Annotated in this window: 14 protein-coding genes; 12 read left to right on the forward strand and 2 right to left on the reverse strand. The window is 62.9% G+C overall.

The features are described from left to right. Window positions 1-47: 47 nt before the first annotated feature. The 3 genes from ACEUCR_RS09620 (at window position 48) to ACEUCR_RS09630 (ending at window position 3476) form a co-directional block, all read left to right on the forward strand. Window positions 48-1079 carry a hypothetical protein gene (locus tag ACEUCR_RS09620; protein ID WP_408789738.1) on the forward strand — a complete coding sequence of 344 codons (1032 nt, stop codon included), beginning with the start codon at window positions 48-50 and terminating at the stop codon, window positions 1077-1079. A gap of 464 nt (window positions 1080-1543) precedes the next feature. Then, window positions 1544-2257: an SIMPL domain-containing protein gene (locus ACEUCR_RS09625; protein ID WP_111873919.1), complete on the forward strand. Its 714-nt coding sequence runs from the start codon at window positions 1544-1546 to the stop codon at window positions 2255-2257. 208 nt (window positions 2258-2465) lie between these two features. Then, on the forward strand, window positions 2466-3476 hold the full coding sequence (locus tag ACEUCR_RS09630) for a sensor domain-containing diguanylate cyclase (RefSeq protein ID WP_408789740.1): 1011 nt from the start codon (window positions 2466-2468) through the stop codon (window positions 3474-3476). Between the two features lie 13 nt (window positions 3477-3489). Here the strand turns inward: ACEUCR_RS09630 and ACEUCR_RS09635 are convergent, their stop codons facing one another. Further along, a complete protein-coding gene (locus ACEUCR_RS09635; protein WP_408789743.1) occupies window positions 3490-5022 on the reverse strand; it encodes an EAL domain-containing protein in 1533 nt (510 codons plus the stop codon). Between the two features lie 492 nt (window positions 5023-5514). Here ACEUCR_RS09635 and ACEUCR_RS09640 point away from each other — a divergent pair, with 492 nt between their 5' ends. Then, on the forward strand, window positions 5515-7431 hold the full coding sequence (locus ACEUCR_RS09640; protein WP_042001227.1) for an EAL domain-containing protein: 1917 nt from the start codon (window positions 5515-5517) through the stop codon (window positions 7429-7431). 4 nt (window positions 7432-7435) lie between these two features. Here ACEUCR_RS09640 and ACEUCR_RS09645 read toward each other — a convergent pair whose 3' ends face one another. After that, the gene (locus tag ACEUCR_RS09645) at window positions 7436-8338 is read right to left on the reverse strand and encodes a 1-aminocyclopropane-1-carboxylate deaminase/D-cysteine desulfhydrase (protein ID WP_408789746.1); all 903 of its coding nucleotides are present in this window, start codon (window positions 8336-8338) and stop codon (window positions 7436-7438) included. 69 nt (window positions 8339-8407) lie between these two features. Here ACEUCR_RS09645 and ACEUCR_RS09650 point away from each other — a divergent pair, with 69 nt between their 5' ends. The 8 genes from ACEUCR_RS09650 to mshE all read left to right on the forward strand — a co-directional run bounded on the left by ACEUCR_RS09650 (window position 8408) and on the right by mshE (window position 16591). Then, window positions 8408-9271: an MSHA biogenesis protein MshI gene (locus tag ACEUCR_RS09650; RefSeq protein ID WP_408789749.1), complete on the forward strand. Its 864-nt coding sequence runs from the start codon at window positions 8408-8410 to the stop codon at window positions 9269-9271. 100 nt (window positions 9272-9371) lie between these two features. Next, complete coding sequence (locus ACEUCR_RS09655; protein WP_408789752.1) at window positions 9372-9965, forward strand: PilN domain-containing protein; 594 nt, start codon at window positions 9372-9374, stop codon at window positions 9963-9965. After that, entirely contained in the window at window positions 9965-10606 is a 642-nt protein-coding gene (locus tag ACEUCR_RS09660; protein ID WP_392441667.1) for an MSHA biogenesis protein MshJ, read from the forward strand. The genes ACEUCR_RS09655 and ACEUCR_RS09660 overlap by 1 nt, the downstream gene beginning before the upstream one ends. Further along, window positions 10599-10910: a SctD/MshK family protein gene (locus tag ACEUCR_RS09665; RefSeq protein WP_042001219.1), complete on the forward strand. Its 312-nt coding sequence runs from the start codon at window positions 10599-10601 to the stop codon at window positions 10908-10910. Before ACEUCR_RS09660 ends, ACEUCR_RS09665 begins: the two co-directional genes overlap by 8 nt. 65 nt (window positions 10911-10975) lie before the next feature. Continuing rightward, window positions 10976-12658 (forward strand): pilus (MSHA type) biogenesis protein MshL, encoded by a 1683-nt coding sequence (gene mshL / locus ACEUCR_RS09670; RefSeq protein WP_042001216.1) that lies wholly within the window; start codon window positions 10976-10978, stop codon window positions 12656-12658. Window positions 12659-12705: 47 nt separating this feature from the next. Next, window positions 12706-13596 carry an ExeA family protein gene (locus ACEUCR_RS09675; RefSeq protein WP_408789756.1) on the forward strand — a complete coding sequence of 297 codons (891 nt, stop codon included), beginning with the start codon at window positions 12706-12708 and terminating at the stop codon, window positions 13594-13596. A 49-nt stretch (window positions 13597-13645) separates the two neighbouring features. Next, complete coding sequence (locus tag ACEUCR_RS09680; RefSeq protein ID WP_408789759.1) at window positions 13646-14791, forward strand: tetratricopeptide repeat protein; 1146 nt, start codon at window positions 13646-13648, stop codon at window positions 14789-14791. 90 nt (window positions 14792-14881) lie between these two features. Beyond that, a complete protein-coding gene (gene mshE / locus ACEUCR_RS09685) occupies window positions 14882-16591 on the forward strand; it encodes an MSHA fimbrial ATPase MshE (protein ID WP_408789762.1) in 1710 nt (569 codons plus the stop codon).

A 16591-nucleotide genomic window follows, 5' to 3' on the forward strand; every position in this document is an offset into this window, starting at 1 on the left:
AGTAACTTAAGCCGCCATTCAATTAATTCATAGGGAAAATATAATATATGAAGTATGAGAAAACCTTAAAAGCTCTTTGTCGAAGTCCTAAACTGACAGAAGAACAGATTAAATTAACATTCAAGAAGCGGGATTTTACTGATGTTGAGGTATCGAGAGATAGTTTAACTCGAGCTGGGTTTAATATTCAAACCGATGAAGGATTGTATTATGTAACAGAACGCCCTATATCATATATGAACAAGCGATGGGGAAGAGTGACGTCACTCCAACAACGTATGTTGAGTTTATCTATACCCGTACCATTATTTCTTGGAGAAGGCGAGATCGTAAGTGATATAGGCCGTATAAATAAATCAGATGACCCGCATAAATCGTCCAGTAAATGGTTGCATGAAAACTTTACCCCAGAGGTGTTTGCAACATATTTCAATAAGTATTTTTCTGTAAGCGACTCATTGACCGATTATAAGACAATAATACTTGAGGCTATTGAGGCCTATCATATGGGATTAGACCATATAGCGATAATGTCTCTTTTTCCTGTTTTTGAAGCTGGATTAAGGAATATTCAAGTTAGTATTCTCAATCAAGGTGTAAACAATGTCAGTGCTGTAGGTTTTGAGAAAGGCCTTAAGCAACTAATATTAAATCACGGTCGAAAACAAATGTCTAAATATGACTGGCATCCAGGGAAGGGCTATAACAGTGAAGTAGAAATAGATTTTTTAACACATGTTAACCCACAATGTGATGTAATAAATGCATTCAGAATTTTCTTTTCCTTGGTATTATACAAGTCAAGTCAGGCTGATGGGAAAATGAATGATTTTAATAGGCATCTGATTGTACATCTTTTAAAGAATAATTTTAATGAGCCATCAAACTTCCCTAGAATAGTCTTGGCACTAACTCACATCATGTTTATTGAAAGCTTGAGAAATGAAAAGGTTCCTTTTTTTTGGCCGGGAATTGATGATGTCGATATGGAGTTCGGTGGGTACTTACGTAAGTTAACAGATGTAGTTTTCATATCTCGCAGAAAGTTACTGGACTCACTAACCACATGTACATATTGATTCGACAGATAACACATTTATTTCATCTCGTATTTTGGGCTTCGCAGGCTCGGCACCAACCTACCGATTGTGTAGGTTGTGGCTGAGCGTAGTTAAGCCCAACGTTTACCGCGTAATCTCTTTTTTCCTGCCCCTTATCCCCAGCCCTTCTCCTCCTTTTTTAATAAACGGGAGAAGGGAGCAATGCCGTTACCGCTGTCCGATGACGCTTCGCTAATCGAACCTAGGTGGCTGACTGCTTTTGCCGTCAATCGAATCGGCATGGCTGGCGATCATCTCCCCGGCGCCGCTTTATCTCCTACCCGCCTTTCTGCCGCCGCAATATGTCGCGTATGACGCCACTTTTCCTCGCCTTCGCCCAAGGAGTGGGCGCCCGGGCTGGCGGGGGGACCGGGTTCTGGTACAACTTCTGATACAACTAAGGAACGGCTGGTCACAAGACACCACCTGATGGGGAGTTTGTTATGGAACAGAGCGTGAAATCGTCCCTCGCCCTCGGCAGCCTGCTGCTGGTCGGGCTGCTGGGCATGGCCTGGATCGGCGGCAACAGCCTGCTCAAGGCCAAGGAGTATGAGCGGCGGGTGTCGGTGAAGGGGTTGTCTGAGAAGGAGGTGCAGGCCGATGTCGTGGTCTGGCCCATCCGTTTTTCCGGCGCCAGCAACGAGCTGCCCGGCCTCTATGGCGAGATGGGCAAGAGCGCGGCCGCCATTCTGGCCTATCTCAAGCTCAACGGCGTGGCCGAGGAGGAGATACTGATAGCGCCTCCCGCCGTCACCGACAAGCTGGCCCAGCCCTATGGCGGCGCCGAGGCGAGCGCGTTTCGCTACACGGCGGCCCAGACCATCACGGTGCGCTCCGGCCAGGTGGACAGGGTGCGCCAGCTGATGAACGGCATCGCCGAGCTGGGCCAGCAGGGCATCGCCTTCGCCGGTCAGGATTATCAGCAGACCGAGTTCATCTTCACCCGCCTCAACGAGCTCAAGCCGCAGATGGTGGAGGAGGCGACCCGCTCGGCGCGGGAGGTGGCCGACAAGTTTGCCAAGGATTCCGCCAGTCGGCTCGGCAAGATCCGCACCGCGAACCAGGGCCAGTTCACGGTGGAGAATCGCGACTCCAGCACCCCCTATATCAAGAAGGTGCGGGTGGTTTCCACGGTGGAATACTATCTCTCCGACTGACCCTTCTCCCAAGGGGGCCTGATCGGGCCCCTCCTTTCCGCCCGAATGGCGCCCTATCCTCTGGATCCCCCGGGAGGATTGAGATTCAAGCGCATCATAACCCGCGACAGGCTGCGCAATATGGGCGCTGGCTCCCCTCTTTTTCCGGTGCCAGCCCCTACACTTGATCCCAGCAAATCGCCCCATGAGTGTGAGCAAGGATGGCATCATGAATGAGGAGAGCTATCGACAGAGGGATCCGCTGCTGCCCGACCTCTGCGACGAGGTGGTGCAAACCATCATAGATCTGGTCAGCGACGGTATCTGGGATTGGCACGTCGACTCGGGTTACGTCTATCGCAACGCCGGTTGGTATCGCATGCTGGGGTATGAGCCCCACAGTCTGGACAACGACGTGCTCACCTGGGAATCCCTCATCCACCCGGAAGATCTGGGCCGGGTCATGACCCACTTCGACGATTACCTGGCCGGTCGTAGTCCCCATTACCGCATCGAGTATCGCTGCCGTACCAGTGGCGGCGACTATCTGTGGATCGAGGACAGCGGCCATATCGTGGCCCGCCATCAGGACGGGACCCCAGCCCGCATGATAGGGGCCCATCGCAACATCCACGACAAGCGGCTCTATTTCGAAACCCTGGAGTCCACCAACAAGTCCCTCTCCCTGCTGGTGGAGGAGTGTACCCAGGAGCTGCGCCATGCCAACGAGGCGCTGTTGCATCAGGTGGAGGAGAACCGCCGCCTGGCGGAGACCGATGCCCTGACCCAGGTCGCCAATCGCTATCGGCTGGAGCAGACCCTGCGCCACGAGTGCGAGCGGGCAAAGCGGTTCAACCAGCCCCTGAGCATAGTGACCCTCGACATAGATGAGTTCAAACAGATCAACGACTTGTATGGCCATGGCGCCGGGGATCTGACCCTGATCGCCCTGGCGAACCAGGTGAAGGGGCAGCTGAGGGAGATAGACACCCTAGCCCGCTGGGGCGGCGACGAGTTCATCCTGATCCTGCCAGGCACCCATCTGGCGGAGGCGCGCCGGGTGGCGGAGAAGATCCGGGCCCATATCGCCGAGGTGGGGCTCGACTCGCCCCTGCCCATCACCCTGAGCCTGGGGCTGGCGGAGTATCTGGCGGGGGAGGGCTCCCATCAGCTGCTCAACCGGGGCGATGGCGCCCTCTATCGCGCCAAGGCCCTCGGCAAGAACCTCATCTGCGAGTGAGAGCCCGGGGCCGTCAGGCCCCGCTGGCGTGCATCGCCGCCGTCGCCTTCACTGGCGGCTGCCAGTGGAGCAGCTCGGCGATGGGCATGGGCCGGGCGAAGGCATAACCCTGGATCAGGTAGACGCCCCGCTCGGCCAGGTAGTCTATCTGATCCTGGCTCTCGACCCCCTCCGCTATCATCTCCATCCCTGATTCGCGGCCGAAGGCGATGATGGCGTCGAGCACGCTGCGCTTGAGATCCTGGGTGCCTATGGTGTCGACGAACATCTTGTCTATCTTGATGCGGCGGATCCCGAGCCGTTGCAGGTAGGCGAAGCCGCCGTAGCCGGTGCCAAAGTCATCGATCTTGAAGTGATAACCCCGCAGGCCCAGGTTGGCCATCTCGCGGGCCGCCCGCTGCATGTCCGTGATGGGGATGCGTTCGGTCAGCTCGAAGGTGAGGCGGTCGGGGTCCGGCCAGCGCAGCCGTTGCAGCATCTCGTCCAGGTAGCTGTGCTCGACGTGGGCGGCGACCAGGTTGACGCTGACCCACTGGGGCGGCGGCAGTTGCTCGAGATCGGCCACCACCTGGCGCACCAGCTGCTCTGTGATGGGCACGATCAGCCCCTGGCGCTCCACGTAGTCGATGAAGGCGCCGGGGGGCACGAAGCTGTCATTGCGCCGCCAGCGGATCAGGGCCTCGTGCCCCACCACCTCGTGGCTGCGGCTGTCGACGATGGGCTGGTAGAAGGGGATGAACTCCCCCCGCTGCATGGCGAGCCGCAGCAGGCCATCCAGGGAGTTGCGGTAGTTGCGCAGCAGCCAGTAAGTCAGCACCAACCCCAGCCCCAGCAAGAGGCTGATGGGCAGGCCATAGCGGCGGATCTGGCTGGCGGCGTATTGGCGCAGGGCCTGACCGGCCAGCAGGGTCTGCTCCACCTGATGCTGGTTGTCGAAATAGACAGTGCTGATCGGGCTGGATTCTGCCCGGATCTGCTTGTTGCCCCGGGGGAAGAAGAGGCCGGCCAGGGCGGGATCCTTGTGGTTGAACTCCAGGTAGAAGCACCCCTTGCAGGGGGTTCTCAACAGCTCGTGGCTCCAGCTGCTGTCGAGCACCCAGTAGGCCAGATTGTCATTGCGCCGCGCATAGACAAGCATCTCTCGCTCGGTATCGAACCTGGGGGCTGTGCTGGTGAGCTGAAAATCGGCAGAGGGGGATAACTTGACCTCGGGCACGAAGGGCCACTGGGGGCCCAGGGTAGAACACCCCTGACCCTTGGCCGGTTGCAGGGCGGCGAAGCGAATGTGGCGGTTGTAATAGTCGGGGGATCGCAGCAGCGCCATGTCCTGTGGCCCGCAATCGAACTTGAAACGGGACAGCTGGGCGAGGAGGTCATGGCTGAGCAGTTGACTGCGCTCCGCTTGATAGGCGAGCAGCTCCTCTTCCTTTGCCTTGAGCAGATGGTGGGTCAGGGGCTTGGTGAGCAGGGGCCCGAGCAGCAAGAGCAGCAGGGGAGGCGTACAGAAGAGCCCCAGGGAAATCCATAACGGCGTCTGTCTTGACATGGGGGAACCTTCTGTCGGGAAAAAGGTGACTCGATTGAGATTTAACCATCATAAAGATTAGCTGTATCAATTTGAATGAGCCTGATCGCGTTTTAAGCACGATGCAATAACCTTTTGATAAACATTAATTTTATTTGATGGTTTGTTCGAGATTCAATCGCTGACCTGTCAGAAATGACAATTGTCCAGCTTATCTGAACTGGGTAGAGTAGCCGTGCGGTTTGACTCACCGTGTGTTCAATACTCCTGTATCTGTATGTTTTGTCAGTAGCACAGAGTGTTAGTTTTGATATGAGTGTTTTGGTCCCCTCTGCGGGACCATTTTTCTTTGTGCCTTCCCCCATCCGGTCATCCCCAATCGCCTTGGTATTCATGCCGCGATTGATTATGCTCGCGCCCCTTAATCTCAGCAGTGGGATCCCCGTCCATAGGCGGCCATGGGTCCGGCTGTTACCATGAGTCAACACGGACGTTGGTGCATACGGAAGGCCCATGAAACTCACCACACAACTCGTCTCCTTCATCACCCTGTGCGTGATAGCGGCCATGACCATGGTGCTGCTGGGGGGAGTATTCAGTTTTCGCCAGCTCGGCTTCGAGCTGCAACAGAACAAGGTCAGCTCCCTGGTGGAGGTGCTCGACAAGCAGCTGGAGGTGGCCGATGACCACAGGGATCTCACCCGCTGGCTGCCGACCCTGCTGCGCTCGGCCCGGGTGGTCGAGCTGGAGGTCCATCAGGGCAAGCAGCGCATCTACTGGTTTCGCGACGTCCAGTATCAGGAGGACGAGAGCCTGCTGATCCCCTATCAGCGTCAGCTCTCCCGCCAGCCCGGCCTGGTGGCCGACTTCAAGCTCGAGCGCCCCTTCAAGGAGTTCGAATATTCGATCCAGGCCATGTCCGGCATCTCCCTTGGCATCCTCATCGTGGTGTTCGGGCTCTGGTACTCCATTCGCTGGCTGCGGTTGCAGCTGAGGGGGGCCGAGCTGCTGGCCCTGCGCGGCCAGCTGATCCTGGATGGCAAGCTGGCCAAGCTGGCCCACGATCCGGCCGAGGAGTGGCCCGTCTCCGCCAGCGGTGCCCTCGACAAGCTGCTTGCCGAACTGGCCGATGCCCGCAAGGAGCGCAGCCGCTTTGACAACTTCATCCGAAGCAATGCCTTTGTCGACAAGGACATAGGCATAGGCAACCGCCTCTTCTTCGACAATAGGCTGGAGAGCGCCATCATGGAGGCGAACGTGATGAGCGGCGGTGTGCTGCTCATCGAGCTGGCCTGCCTGGAGGAGTTCGACTTCGAGGAGGATGCCCGCCAGGTACGGGAGTTGTTGCAGGAGGCGAGCGCCTCCATCGGCACCTTCGTGCGCAAGCACAACGGCGCCCTGCAGGCCCGCTACGGCGGTCAGGCCTTTGCCGTGCTGCTGCCCAACATGGCGGAGAGCGAGATGGTGGACGGGGCTGGCCAGCTGCTCAAGAGCCTGCAACGGCTGCATTGGCCCCAGGGGGTCAACCCGGAGACAGCCGTGTTCATCGGCGCCGTCTGCTACCAGGCCAACGACAGCCTGCTCAAGGTGCAGGAGGAGGCGGAGCTGGCCCTCAAGAGCGCCCGCCTGCAGGGCCACAGCGGCTGGTTCCTCTACGAGAAGCGCCTCAGCCTGGAGCCGAGCAGCAAGGGCACGGTGCGCTGGCGCAGCCTGCTCAGCCGTCGGCTGGAGGAGAGGGGCATCGACTTCTATCGCCAGGGGGTGCAGCAGGATCAGGGGGCGCCTGTCGTCCAGCAGGACATAGTGACCCGGATCCTGGACGAGCAGGGGCGGCCCCTGCAGGCGGGGGTCTATATTCCCATGGCCGAGAAGACGGGGCTGCTGCTGCCCCTGGATCGGCTGGTGACGGAGCAGACCCTGCTGCTGCTGCGGGGGGGCGACGAGACGAGCCCCCCCATCACCCTCAACCTCTGCGCCCAGAGCCTGCTCAATCGCGAGTTCCAGCGCTGGCTCTTCTTCGCCCTGTTCCAGCTGCCGCGCAGGACCAACGAGCGCCTGGTGCTGCAGCTCTCCGAGGCCCAGGTGACCCGCCACTACGAGGCTCTCAAGCGGCCGCTGCGCTCCCTGCGCATGCTGGGCTGCCAGCTGGCCATCGACCATGCGGGTCAGGACGTGGTCAGCACCCAGTACATCAAGGAGTTCGAGATCAACTTCCTGCGGCTGCACCCCAGCCTGGTGCGGGAGATCCAGAGTCGTCAGGTCAACCAGATGGCGGTGCGCAGCCTGGTGGGTGGCTGTGCCAATACCCAGGCCAGGGTGATCGCCGTGGGGGTGGAGAGCCAGGAGGAGTGGAAGATGCTGCGCCACCTGGGGGTCTATGGCGGCCAGGGGCCCTGGTTCAGCGAGCCAGAGCCCATGGCCCGCCCCTGAGGGATCAGATCCGCCCCTGCTCCCTGAGCCCGGCCAGCCCCTGCAGGCCGCCGGTGTGAAGGAAGACGATGCGGCTGCCTCTGGGGATGCGCCCGGCCGCCAGCTCGCGAAACAGGCCCCACATCGCCTTGCCGCTGTAGATGGGCTCCAGCGGCAGGCCCGTCTCGGCGCTGAACTGCTGCACCCAGTGCCAGAGCGCCGGGCTGAACTTGGCGTAGCCGCCATCATGGTGGTCGAGGGCGATGCGCCAGTGAGGATCAAGGGCGGCGGCGGGATGGAGGCGGCACACCTCGTCACGGATGAAGTCGGCCCCCTTGAGCACGGCGATGGCGAGGATCCGCTGGCCCTCCCGTCTGCCCGAGACGAGCCCGGCCAGGGTGCCGCCGCTGGCGCAGGGCAGCACCCAGAGATCCGGGGAGAAGGGCATCTCGTCCACCAGTTCGGCGACCCCGGGCAGGGCCAGGGGGGCGCTGCCCCCTTCCGGGATCAGCAGGGTGTCCGGCCCCTGGAACTGGGCCAGCCAGTGGGGATCCTGGCGACGGCGGTAGCTCTGGCGATCCACGAAAATGAGCTCCATGCCCCAGCTTCTGGCATCGGTCAGGGTGGGATTGCTGACGGCGGCGGGCTCACCACGTATGATACCGGTCGTGTGTAGCCCTGATTGGCGCCCAGCCGCCGCCAGGGCGTGAATATGGTTGGAGTAGGCGCCGCCAAACGAGACCAGACGGCGCTTGCCCTCTGCCCTGGCCTGCACCAGCTGGTACTTGAGCTTGCGCCACTTGTTGCCCGAGAGGCGGGGGTGGATCAGATCATCGCGCTTGCACCAGAGGCTGACCCCGTACTGGTCCAGCAGGGGGTGATGGATGGCGTGCAGCGGCGAGGGCAGTCTGCCTTGGTCGTTCGTCATTTATATAGAGGCTAATTCACTGTATATGTTAAGGTTTAATCCGTTTTCAGCGGCCAGGTATCTATCACGATGACAGCCTTCTTCTCCGCAAAGCCCAAGGGGAGCCGGGTCGGGTTGCTGCTGGCCCAGGACAGGGTCATGCTGGCCGCCCTGCAGGATCCCCCCATCTTCGCGACCCGCAGCGTCAATAGCCAGCAGGAGTGGCCCGTCGCCATCGCCGAGCTGTTTTCGCGCCATGGCCTGGCCAAGTCCCGGGTGCGGGTCGCCCTGGCCGCCTCGCTCTGCCAGCAGGTCCAGATCGACAAGCCCGCCGTGCCCGAGGCCGAAATGGCCGGGGCCCTGCCCTGGGCCGTCAAGGATTACGTCAGCGAGCCGATAATGCAACTGGCGATGGACTATGTGGATCTGCCGACGCCGCCGGCCGGCCAGGCGCGCATCAATGTGATCTGTGTGCCCAAGAGCCGGATCCGGCTGGTGGCCGATGCCGTCAACGCCGTGGCGCGGCTGGAGACGATACAGCATGACGAGCTGGCGCTCACCTCTCTTCAGGAGCGGGACAGCCGGGTGCGCATGCTGCTGTGGCAAGCCAGAGGCCAGGATCTGCAGCTGCTGGTATTCCACCAGGGGGGACTCTGCTTCTCGCGCCAGCTGCGCGGATTCGCCGCCCTGACCGGCGAGCAGGAGCCGACACCCATGCAGCTCGACAGCCTGATGCTGGAGATCCAGCGCTCCCTCGATTACCTGACCGGTCAGCTCAAGCTGCCCGAGCCCGGTGCCTTGCAGCTCGCCATCGCCTCGCCCTTCATCGGCACCCTGGTGCGCCACATGGAGCAGACCTTCGCCTTGCCGGTGTCCGCCATGGCCAACAAGGCGGTGCTGGCCGGGGTCGAATACCTGCCAGCTTACGGCGCCGCCCTGGGAGACCCCTCATGAGCCGGGTCGTGCAAAAGAGCGTCAACCTCTGCTATGGGGTCGCGTACCTGTCCGTCTATGACGGCGCCGCCCTGGGAGACCCCTCATGAGCCAGGTCGTGATGAAACGCACCCTTAACCTCTACGGTCCCGAGTTTCACCCACGCCGCCAGTGGGCCGGCCTGCCCCAGATGGTGCTGGCCTGGGGTCTGCTGACCCTGCTGCTGGTCGGGCTGGGGGGCTGGACGCTCTGGCAGCAGCAGGGGGTCGGCCGTGAGCTGGCCCAGGTGCGGCTGGCCCTGGATGTGCAGCGGGGCGAGGCCAAGCGCCTGGACGCGGCCCTGGCCCGTCATCAGGCCGATCCGGTGCTCCAGCGCCAGCTGGCCCAGAAGCGGGACGAACTGAGTGCCAAGCAGGGCCTGATGAGCCAGCTTGGCAGCCTCTCTTTGCAAAAGTCCCAGGGCTATGCCGGCATCATGTCGGATCTGGCCCGGCTGGCCAACGACAGGCTGGCCCTGGAGCGGATCGAGGTCAACGAGGGGCGCATCAATCTGGCCGGGGTGGCGCGCAGCAGCCAGGACGTGCCGGCCTGGGTCAATCGCTTCAAGCAGATGCCGACCCTGGCGGGAAAAGAGTTTGGTGAGCTGACCCTGAGCCGCGACCCGGCGGGGCGGCTGCAGTTTCAGTTGAGCGGTATCGCGCGGGAGACCCCCTGATGAGAGCCCATTGGCAAGCATATGGCGATCGGGTGGCCGCCCTGAGCCAGCGCGAGCGGGTGTTGATCCTGCTGACCGGCCTCATCCTGCTGTTCGCCGTCCTCTATTACGGCTGGCTGGAAGGGGCCCAGCTGCGCCTGGAGCAAGACAGGCAGGCCCTGGTCACCGCCCAGCGGGACCTGGAGATCATGGGGCTCGAGAACCAGGGCAAGCAGGCCAGGCTCAACCGGGATCCCAACCTCGGGGTGCGCCGCCAGCTAGCCGAGCTCGATGGGCAGCTGGCGCGCCTCGATGGCGAGCTCAAGGCCCAGACGGTGGATCTGATCCCGGCCAACGAGATGGCCGCCGTGCTGGAGAGCCTGCTGGCGGGATCTTCCCGCCTGCACATGGTGGCCCTGACCAGCATAGCCCCCACTCCCCTGATGGCGGGGGAGCAGAGCAGCAACCTGTTCAAGCACGGGATCCGCCTGCGGCTGGAGGGAAACTATTTCGATGTGTATCAGTATCTCAAGGCGCTGGAAGCCTTGCCGCGCCACTTCTACTGGCGGCTGTTCGACTATCGGGTGCAGGCTCACCCCGGCGCACAGGTGGAGATGGAGATATACACCTTGAGCACCAGTCGGGAGTTTATTCGTGGTTAAGTTGCTGATATTTATTTTGTTGTTATCGCCTGTCGTCCAGGCGGAGGTGCTGAGGGATCCGACTCAGCCCCTGGAGGCGCCAGCGGGACAGGGGAGCGCCAGCCAGGGCCGCGGCCTGCCCAGGTTGCAGAGCATCATGCTGGGCAACGGGCCCGCCCGGGCCGTGCTCGACGGCCAGAGCTACCGGATAGGGGACAGCATCAACGGCTATCGGCTGGTGGGAATAGACGCCGACGCCGTGCTGCTGGACAAGGGTGGCAAGCGCCTGCGGCTGGCGCTGTTTGCCGGCGGTATCCTGCGATGAGCCGACCCCTCACCATGTCGGCGCCGCGCGCCACTTCGAATTCTCAGTCAGGGCATTCTCATTTCATGAAAAGACATCGACTCTGTGTGATCTCCCTCGCCGTGCTGGCCGCTGGCTGTACCAGTTATCGTCATCCGGAACCGACTTCGGCCAAGGAGGCGCTGCTCGACGCCCGTCTCGAACAGCAGCGCAACGCCCAGGCCCAGGCGCTGACGGTGCCAAGCTCGGTGCAAAACGAGCTGCTGGCCCTCAATCGTCCCGCCCTGCCCGCAGCGGTGCCGGAGAAGCGGCTGCGCATCGCCGCCCATGACGTGGAGGCGGTGGATTTCTTCGGTTCCCTGTTCAAGGGATCCCGCTACAGCGTGGCGGTCCATCCCGGGGTCGCCGGGCTCATCTCCCTCGAGCTCAAGGATGTGACCCTGCCCGAGGTGCTGTCCGTGGTGGCAGATATGTATGGCTTCGACGTGCAGCGCAAGGGCCCGGTCTATCACATCTATCCGGCCGGGCTGCGCACCGAGACCATACCGGTCAACTACCTGATGATGGCGCGTCGCGGCCAGTCCCGTACCGCCATCAGCACAGGGGGGGTGACCGCCAATGACCCCAACAGCGGCAGCAACAACAATTTCAACAACGACAGCCAGACCAGCCTGAACGGCAACGGCTTCAACAACAGCTCTTCTTCCAGCAGTGGCCAGCAGAACGGCACCCAGATAGAGACGGACACCAACACCGACTACTGGACCGATCTCAAGGAATCCCTGCAGACCCTGATCGGCAAGGGGGAGGGGCGGGCCGTGATCACCAGTCCCCAGGCGGGCCTGGTCACCCTGCGCGCCTATCCCAAGGAGCTCAAGGCGGTGCGGGAGTTCCTCAACCAGTCCGAGTCGCACCTCAAGCGCCAGGTGGTGCTGGAGGCCCGCATCCTGGAGGTGGCCCTGAACGAGGGCTATGAGCAGGGGGTGGACTGGAACGGCCTCTCCGCGACCTGGGACGGTGGCAGCAAGGGGGTCACCGGCATCGGCAGCCTGGTGGGCAACACGGTCGCCGCCAGCACCAACACCATCTTCAAGGCCCTGGGCGGCGGCGCCGGCTTCACCATCTCGGACGGCAACTTCGATGTGGCGGTCAACCTGCTCAAGACCCAGGGGGACGTGAATACCCTGTCGAGCCCCAGGGTGACGGCCACCAACAACCAGAAGGCGGTGATCAAGGTCGGCACGGACGAATACTTCGTCACCGACGCCTCCACCACCATCACCAGCAGCAGCAACCAGGATCAGGTCTACCCGAACGTGGAGCTGACCCCCTTCTTCTCGGGCATCGCCCTGGACGTGACCCCGCAGATCGACGAACAGGACAGGGTCTTGCTGCACATACACCCCTCTGTCATCGACACCCAGGAGCAGCAGAAGACCATCAGCGTCGGCACCGCCAACCCCCTAGTGCTGCCCCTGGCCAAGAGCTCGATCCGCGAGTCCGATACCGTGGTGCAGGCCAACGACGGCGACATCATCGTCATCGGCGGCCTGATGGAGACCAAGAAGCAGGAGATAGTGAGCAAGGTGCCCCTGCTCGGCGACATCCCCTGGGTCGGCGAGGCCTTCACCAACCGCAGCGAGAGCAACCGCAAGGTGGAGCTGGTGATCCTGCTCAAGCCGACCGTGGTGGCCAGGGACACCTGGCAAAAAGAGCTGCAACGCTCCTCCGAGTTGCTGGACAAATGGTACCCAGCCCGGGATCGGTGAGTGGTGACGCCGTGCGTCCCGTCGCCCCTGCCCGGCAGGGGGGCGCCATGTACCTGAGCCATTTCGGTCTGCAGGAGCCCCCCTTCGCCCTCACCCCGAACACGGGGTTCTACTACGGGCTGCCCCCCCATGAGGAGGCGCTGCAGGTGCTGCACTGGGCCCTGGGCCAGGGGGAGGGCTTTATCAAGGTGACCGGCGAGGTGGGCACGGGCAAGACCCTGCTCTGCCGCAAGCTGCTGGCCGAAATTGGCTCCGAACAACAGCCGGTGCGACTCGCCTGGCTGCCCAACCCCCACCTCACCCCGGCGGAGCTGCGCATCGCCCTGGCCCTGGAGCTGGGGCTCGCGGTGCAGGAAGGGAGCGAGTTGGACATCACGGATCGGATCCATCGCCACCTCATCGGCCTGCACCAGCAGGGCTGTCGGGTGGTGGTGCTGCTCGACGAGGCCCAGGCCCTGCCGGACGAAACCCTGGAGGCCATCCGCCTGTTTGGCAATCTGGAGACGGAGGCGAGCAAGTTGCTGCAGGTGGTGCTGTTCGGCCAGCCCGAGCTGGACGGGCGCCTCGCCCAGCCCCACTTGCGCCAGCTGCGTCAACGCATCGGCTTCTCCTATGCCCTGCGTCCCCTGCGCCAGGATGAGGCGCGGGCCTATCTGGAGCACAGGCTGCACGTCTCCGGCTATCGCGGTGCCCCCCTCTGGTCGAGGGCGGCCCAGCGCCTGCTGTGGCGCGCCTCCCGCGGCATCCCCCGCCTCATCAATGTGCTGGCCCAGAAGAGCCTGATGGTGGGTTACGGCGAAGGGGTGCGGCGCATCCTGCCCGCCCAGGTGTGGCTCGCCATCCGGGATACCGAGGATGCCAGCCGTCCCTGGCGAGGGCGCTGGCTGGCGTTGGTACTGGGTCTGGCAGCCGCCCTGCTCTACGGGATCTGGCCATGAACCGAATGAGTGAACCCCTATTTTTCATGCAACGGGCAGGAGTCTGGTGGTGAGTGTGATCAACAAGATGCTGACCGATCTCGAGCGCCGTCAGGGCAGTGGCGAGCCCGCCGCCGTCTATGTGGCGCCCGCCCGGGGCCAGGGCTGGTGGATGCTGCTGCTCACCCTGATCTGCGGCCTGGCCCTCGGCATCCTGAGCTGGCGCAGCTGGCTCTATTGGCAACAGCAGCAGGAGAGGAGCCATCTGAAGGCTGTCGTCCTCCCTCCGGTGTCATTGCCCAGTGAACAGGCCCCCTTGCCAGGTTCGTCCGTATCCGAGCTGGCGCCGCAAATCCCACTGCCACCGGCAGAGGCGCAGCCAGCGCCTGGCCTGTCTGCTGACGCCTCGACCCAGGCAGCGGCGACGACCTGGGCGCGTGAGGCCAGTCCCGATCCTCTGGCGCAGGCACAGACAGACGAGGGGGCGGATCTCGACGAGATGGATGAGCCCCAGTGGCAGGATGGAGAGCCGAGCGATGCCGAGTTGCAGCCGGATCTCCATGCCGAGCTCGCCGTCGAGGCGGCGCCCGAACCTGCGCCACGCCGCGCCCCTTCCCTCAAGATAGAGACGGTGGAGCTGAGCCCGGCCGAGTTCGCGGTGTTGAGCGAACGCAAGGCCAACGCGGCCCTGGTCAAGGGGGAGCTGAGCGAAGCCGAGGCCCAGTTCAGCGCCCTGCTTCGCCAGACGCCGGACAACGAACAGGCCAGGCAGCAGCTGGCGGGCCTGCTCTATGGCCAGGGTCGCCTCGCCGAGGCGAGCGCCCTGCTGGAGGAGGGCATTCGTCGCCAGCCGGATCAGGCCGATTTTCGCCTGTTGCGGGCCCGTCTGGCCCTGGCTGAAGAGGACAAGCGAGGGGCTCTCGCCTGGCTCGGTGGCGCTCGGCCCCCCCTGGCCAGCAACCTCGACTATTACGCGACCTGGGCCGGCCTGAGCCAGGAGCTGGGGCAGAATGCCGAGGCGGCCGAGCTCTATGTCCGGCTGCTGCGGGTGCAACCGGATCAGGGGCGCTGGTGGCTAGGGCTGGGGATCGCCGAGGATGGCCAGGGCCATGGCGAGCGCGCCCGGGATGCCTATCGCAATGCCCAGTTGCACGGCAACCTGGGAGAAGCCTCCCAGGCCTGGCTCGGCCAGCGTCTGGCGCAGCTGGGGCCCTGAACAAGGTGCATGCCTGATCGCGGCCATTGGCCGCAGTCATCGATTTGAGCGGGTCGGCGCCGGGGCGCCGGCTCACAACACGGAGTTTTCATGGCACAACCGAGACTGAAGATGCGCCTGGGCGATCTGCTGGTGCAAGAGCAGATCGTCACGGACGATCAGCTGCAACTCGCCTTGCAACAGCAGCGTCAGACCGGTCGCAAGCTGGGTACCACCCTCATCGATCTGGGCTTCATCAGCGAGGTGCAACTGCTGCAATTCCTGGCCCGTCAGCTCGGGGTGCCCTTTTTCGACCTCAACAACCTCACCATAGACGGCAAGGCGGTCGCCCTCTTGCCCGAGGTGCAGGCCCGTCGCTATCGCGCCCTGGCGGTCAACCAGAACGAGCACGAGGTGACGGTGGCCATGTCGGACCCCGCCGACTTGAGCGCACTGGATGCCATCGCCAACCTGCTGCGGCCGCGGGAGATGCGCCTCGCTGTGGCCCGTGAGGGCCAGTTGCTCGACTATTTCGACCGCCTCTATCGCCGTACCCGCGAGATAGAGAGCTTCGCCGAGCAGCTGCACGAGGAGTATCAGGATGCCGGCTTCGAACTGGGATCCAGCAACCTGGAGGGGGGCAACGAGGGGGAGGCGACCGTGGCCAAGCTGCTGCGCTCCCTGTTCGAGGACGCGGTGCAGGTCGGCGCCTCGGACATCCATATCGAGCCCGACGAGAAGGTGCTGCGCATCCGCCAGCGCATCGACGGCGTGCTGCACGAGAATCTCCTCAACGAGGTGCGCATCGCCCAGGCCCTGGTCCTGCGCCTGAAACTGGTGGCCGGGCTCGACATCTCAGAGAAGCGGCTGCCCCAGGATGGCCGCTTCGCCATGAAGGTGCGCGGGCGCGACGTGGACGTGCGACTGTCCACCATGCCGGTGCAGCATGGGGAGTCCGTGGTGATGCGACTGCTGGATCAGAGCGCCGGCATCCTCTCCCTCGAGGAGACGGGGATGCCCCCCGAGATCCTCACGCGTTTTCGCCGCCAGCTCAAACGGCCCCACGGCATGATACTGGTGACGGGGCCGACCGGCAGCGGCAAGACCACCACCCTCTACGGCGCCCTGTCAGAGCTGAACGAGGCGAGCCAGAAGATCATCACGGTAGAAGACCCGGTAGAGTACCGCTTGCCCCGCATCAACCAGGTGCAGGTCAACCCCAAGATAGGGCTCACCTTCTCCCAGGTGCTGCGCTCCACCCTGCGTCAGGATCCGGACATACTGCTGGTGGGGGAGATGCGGGACAACGAGACGGTGGAGATAGGCCTGCGCGGTGCCATCACGGGGCACCTGGTGCTCACCACCCTGCACACCAACGATGCCATCACCAGCGCCCTGCGCCTCATCGACATGGGGGCGCCAGGCTATCTGGTGGCCAGTGCCCTGCGCGCCGTGGTGGCCCAGCGGCTGGTGCGGCGGGTGTGCGAGCACTGCCGCGAGACCCGGGCGCCGGACGAGGGGCAGGTGAGCTGGCTCACCGCCCTCTCGGGCGAGGCGTCTGGCCAGTACAGCTATCACAAGGGGCGCGGCTGCCAGAGCTGCAACTTCACCGGCTATCGCGGCCGGGTCGGGGTGTACGAGCTGCTGGAGCTGGATCAGGGGATGATGGATGCCCTGCGCCGCAATGATGCCGAAGGCTTCGCCAGGGCGGCGCGCCAGCATCCCCACTACCGTCCCCTGGCCCTGACCGCCCTCGACTATGCCCGCCGCGGCATCACCTCGGTGGATGAGGTGCTGCGTCTGGCCGAGGATCTGGGTTAA

The organism is Aeromonas bivalvium (genome assembly GCF_046078285.1).
In the GTDB taxonomy this organism is placed as follows: Bacteria; Pseudomonadota; Gammaproteobacteria; order Enterobacterales; family Aeromonadaceae; genus Aeromonas; species Aeromonas bivalvium.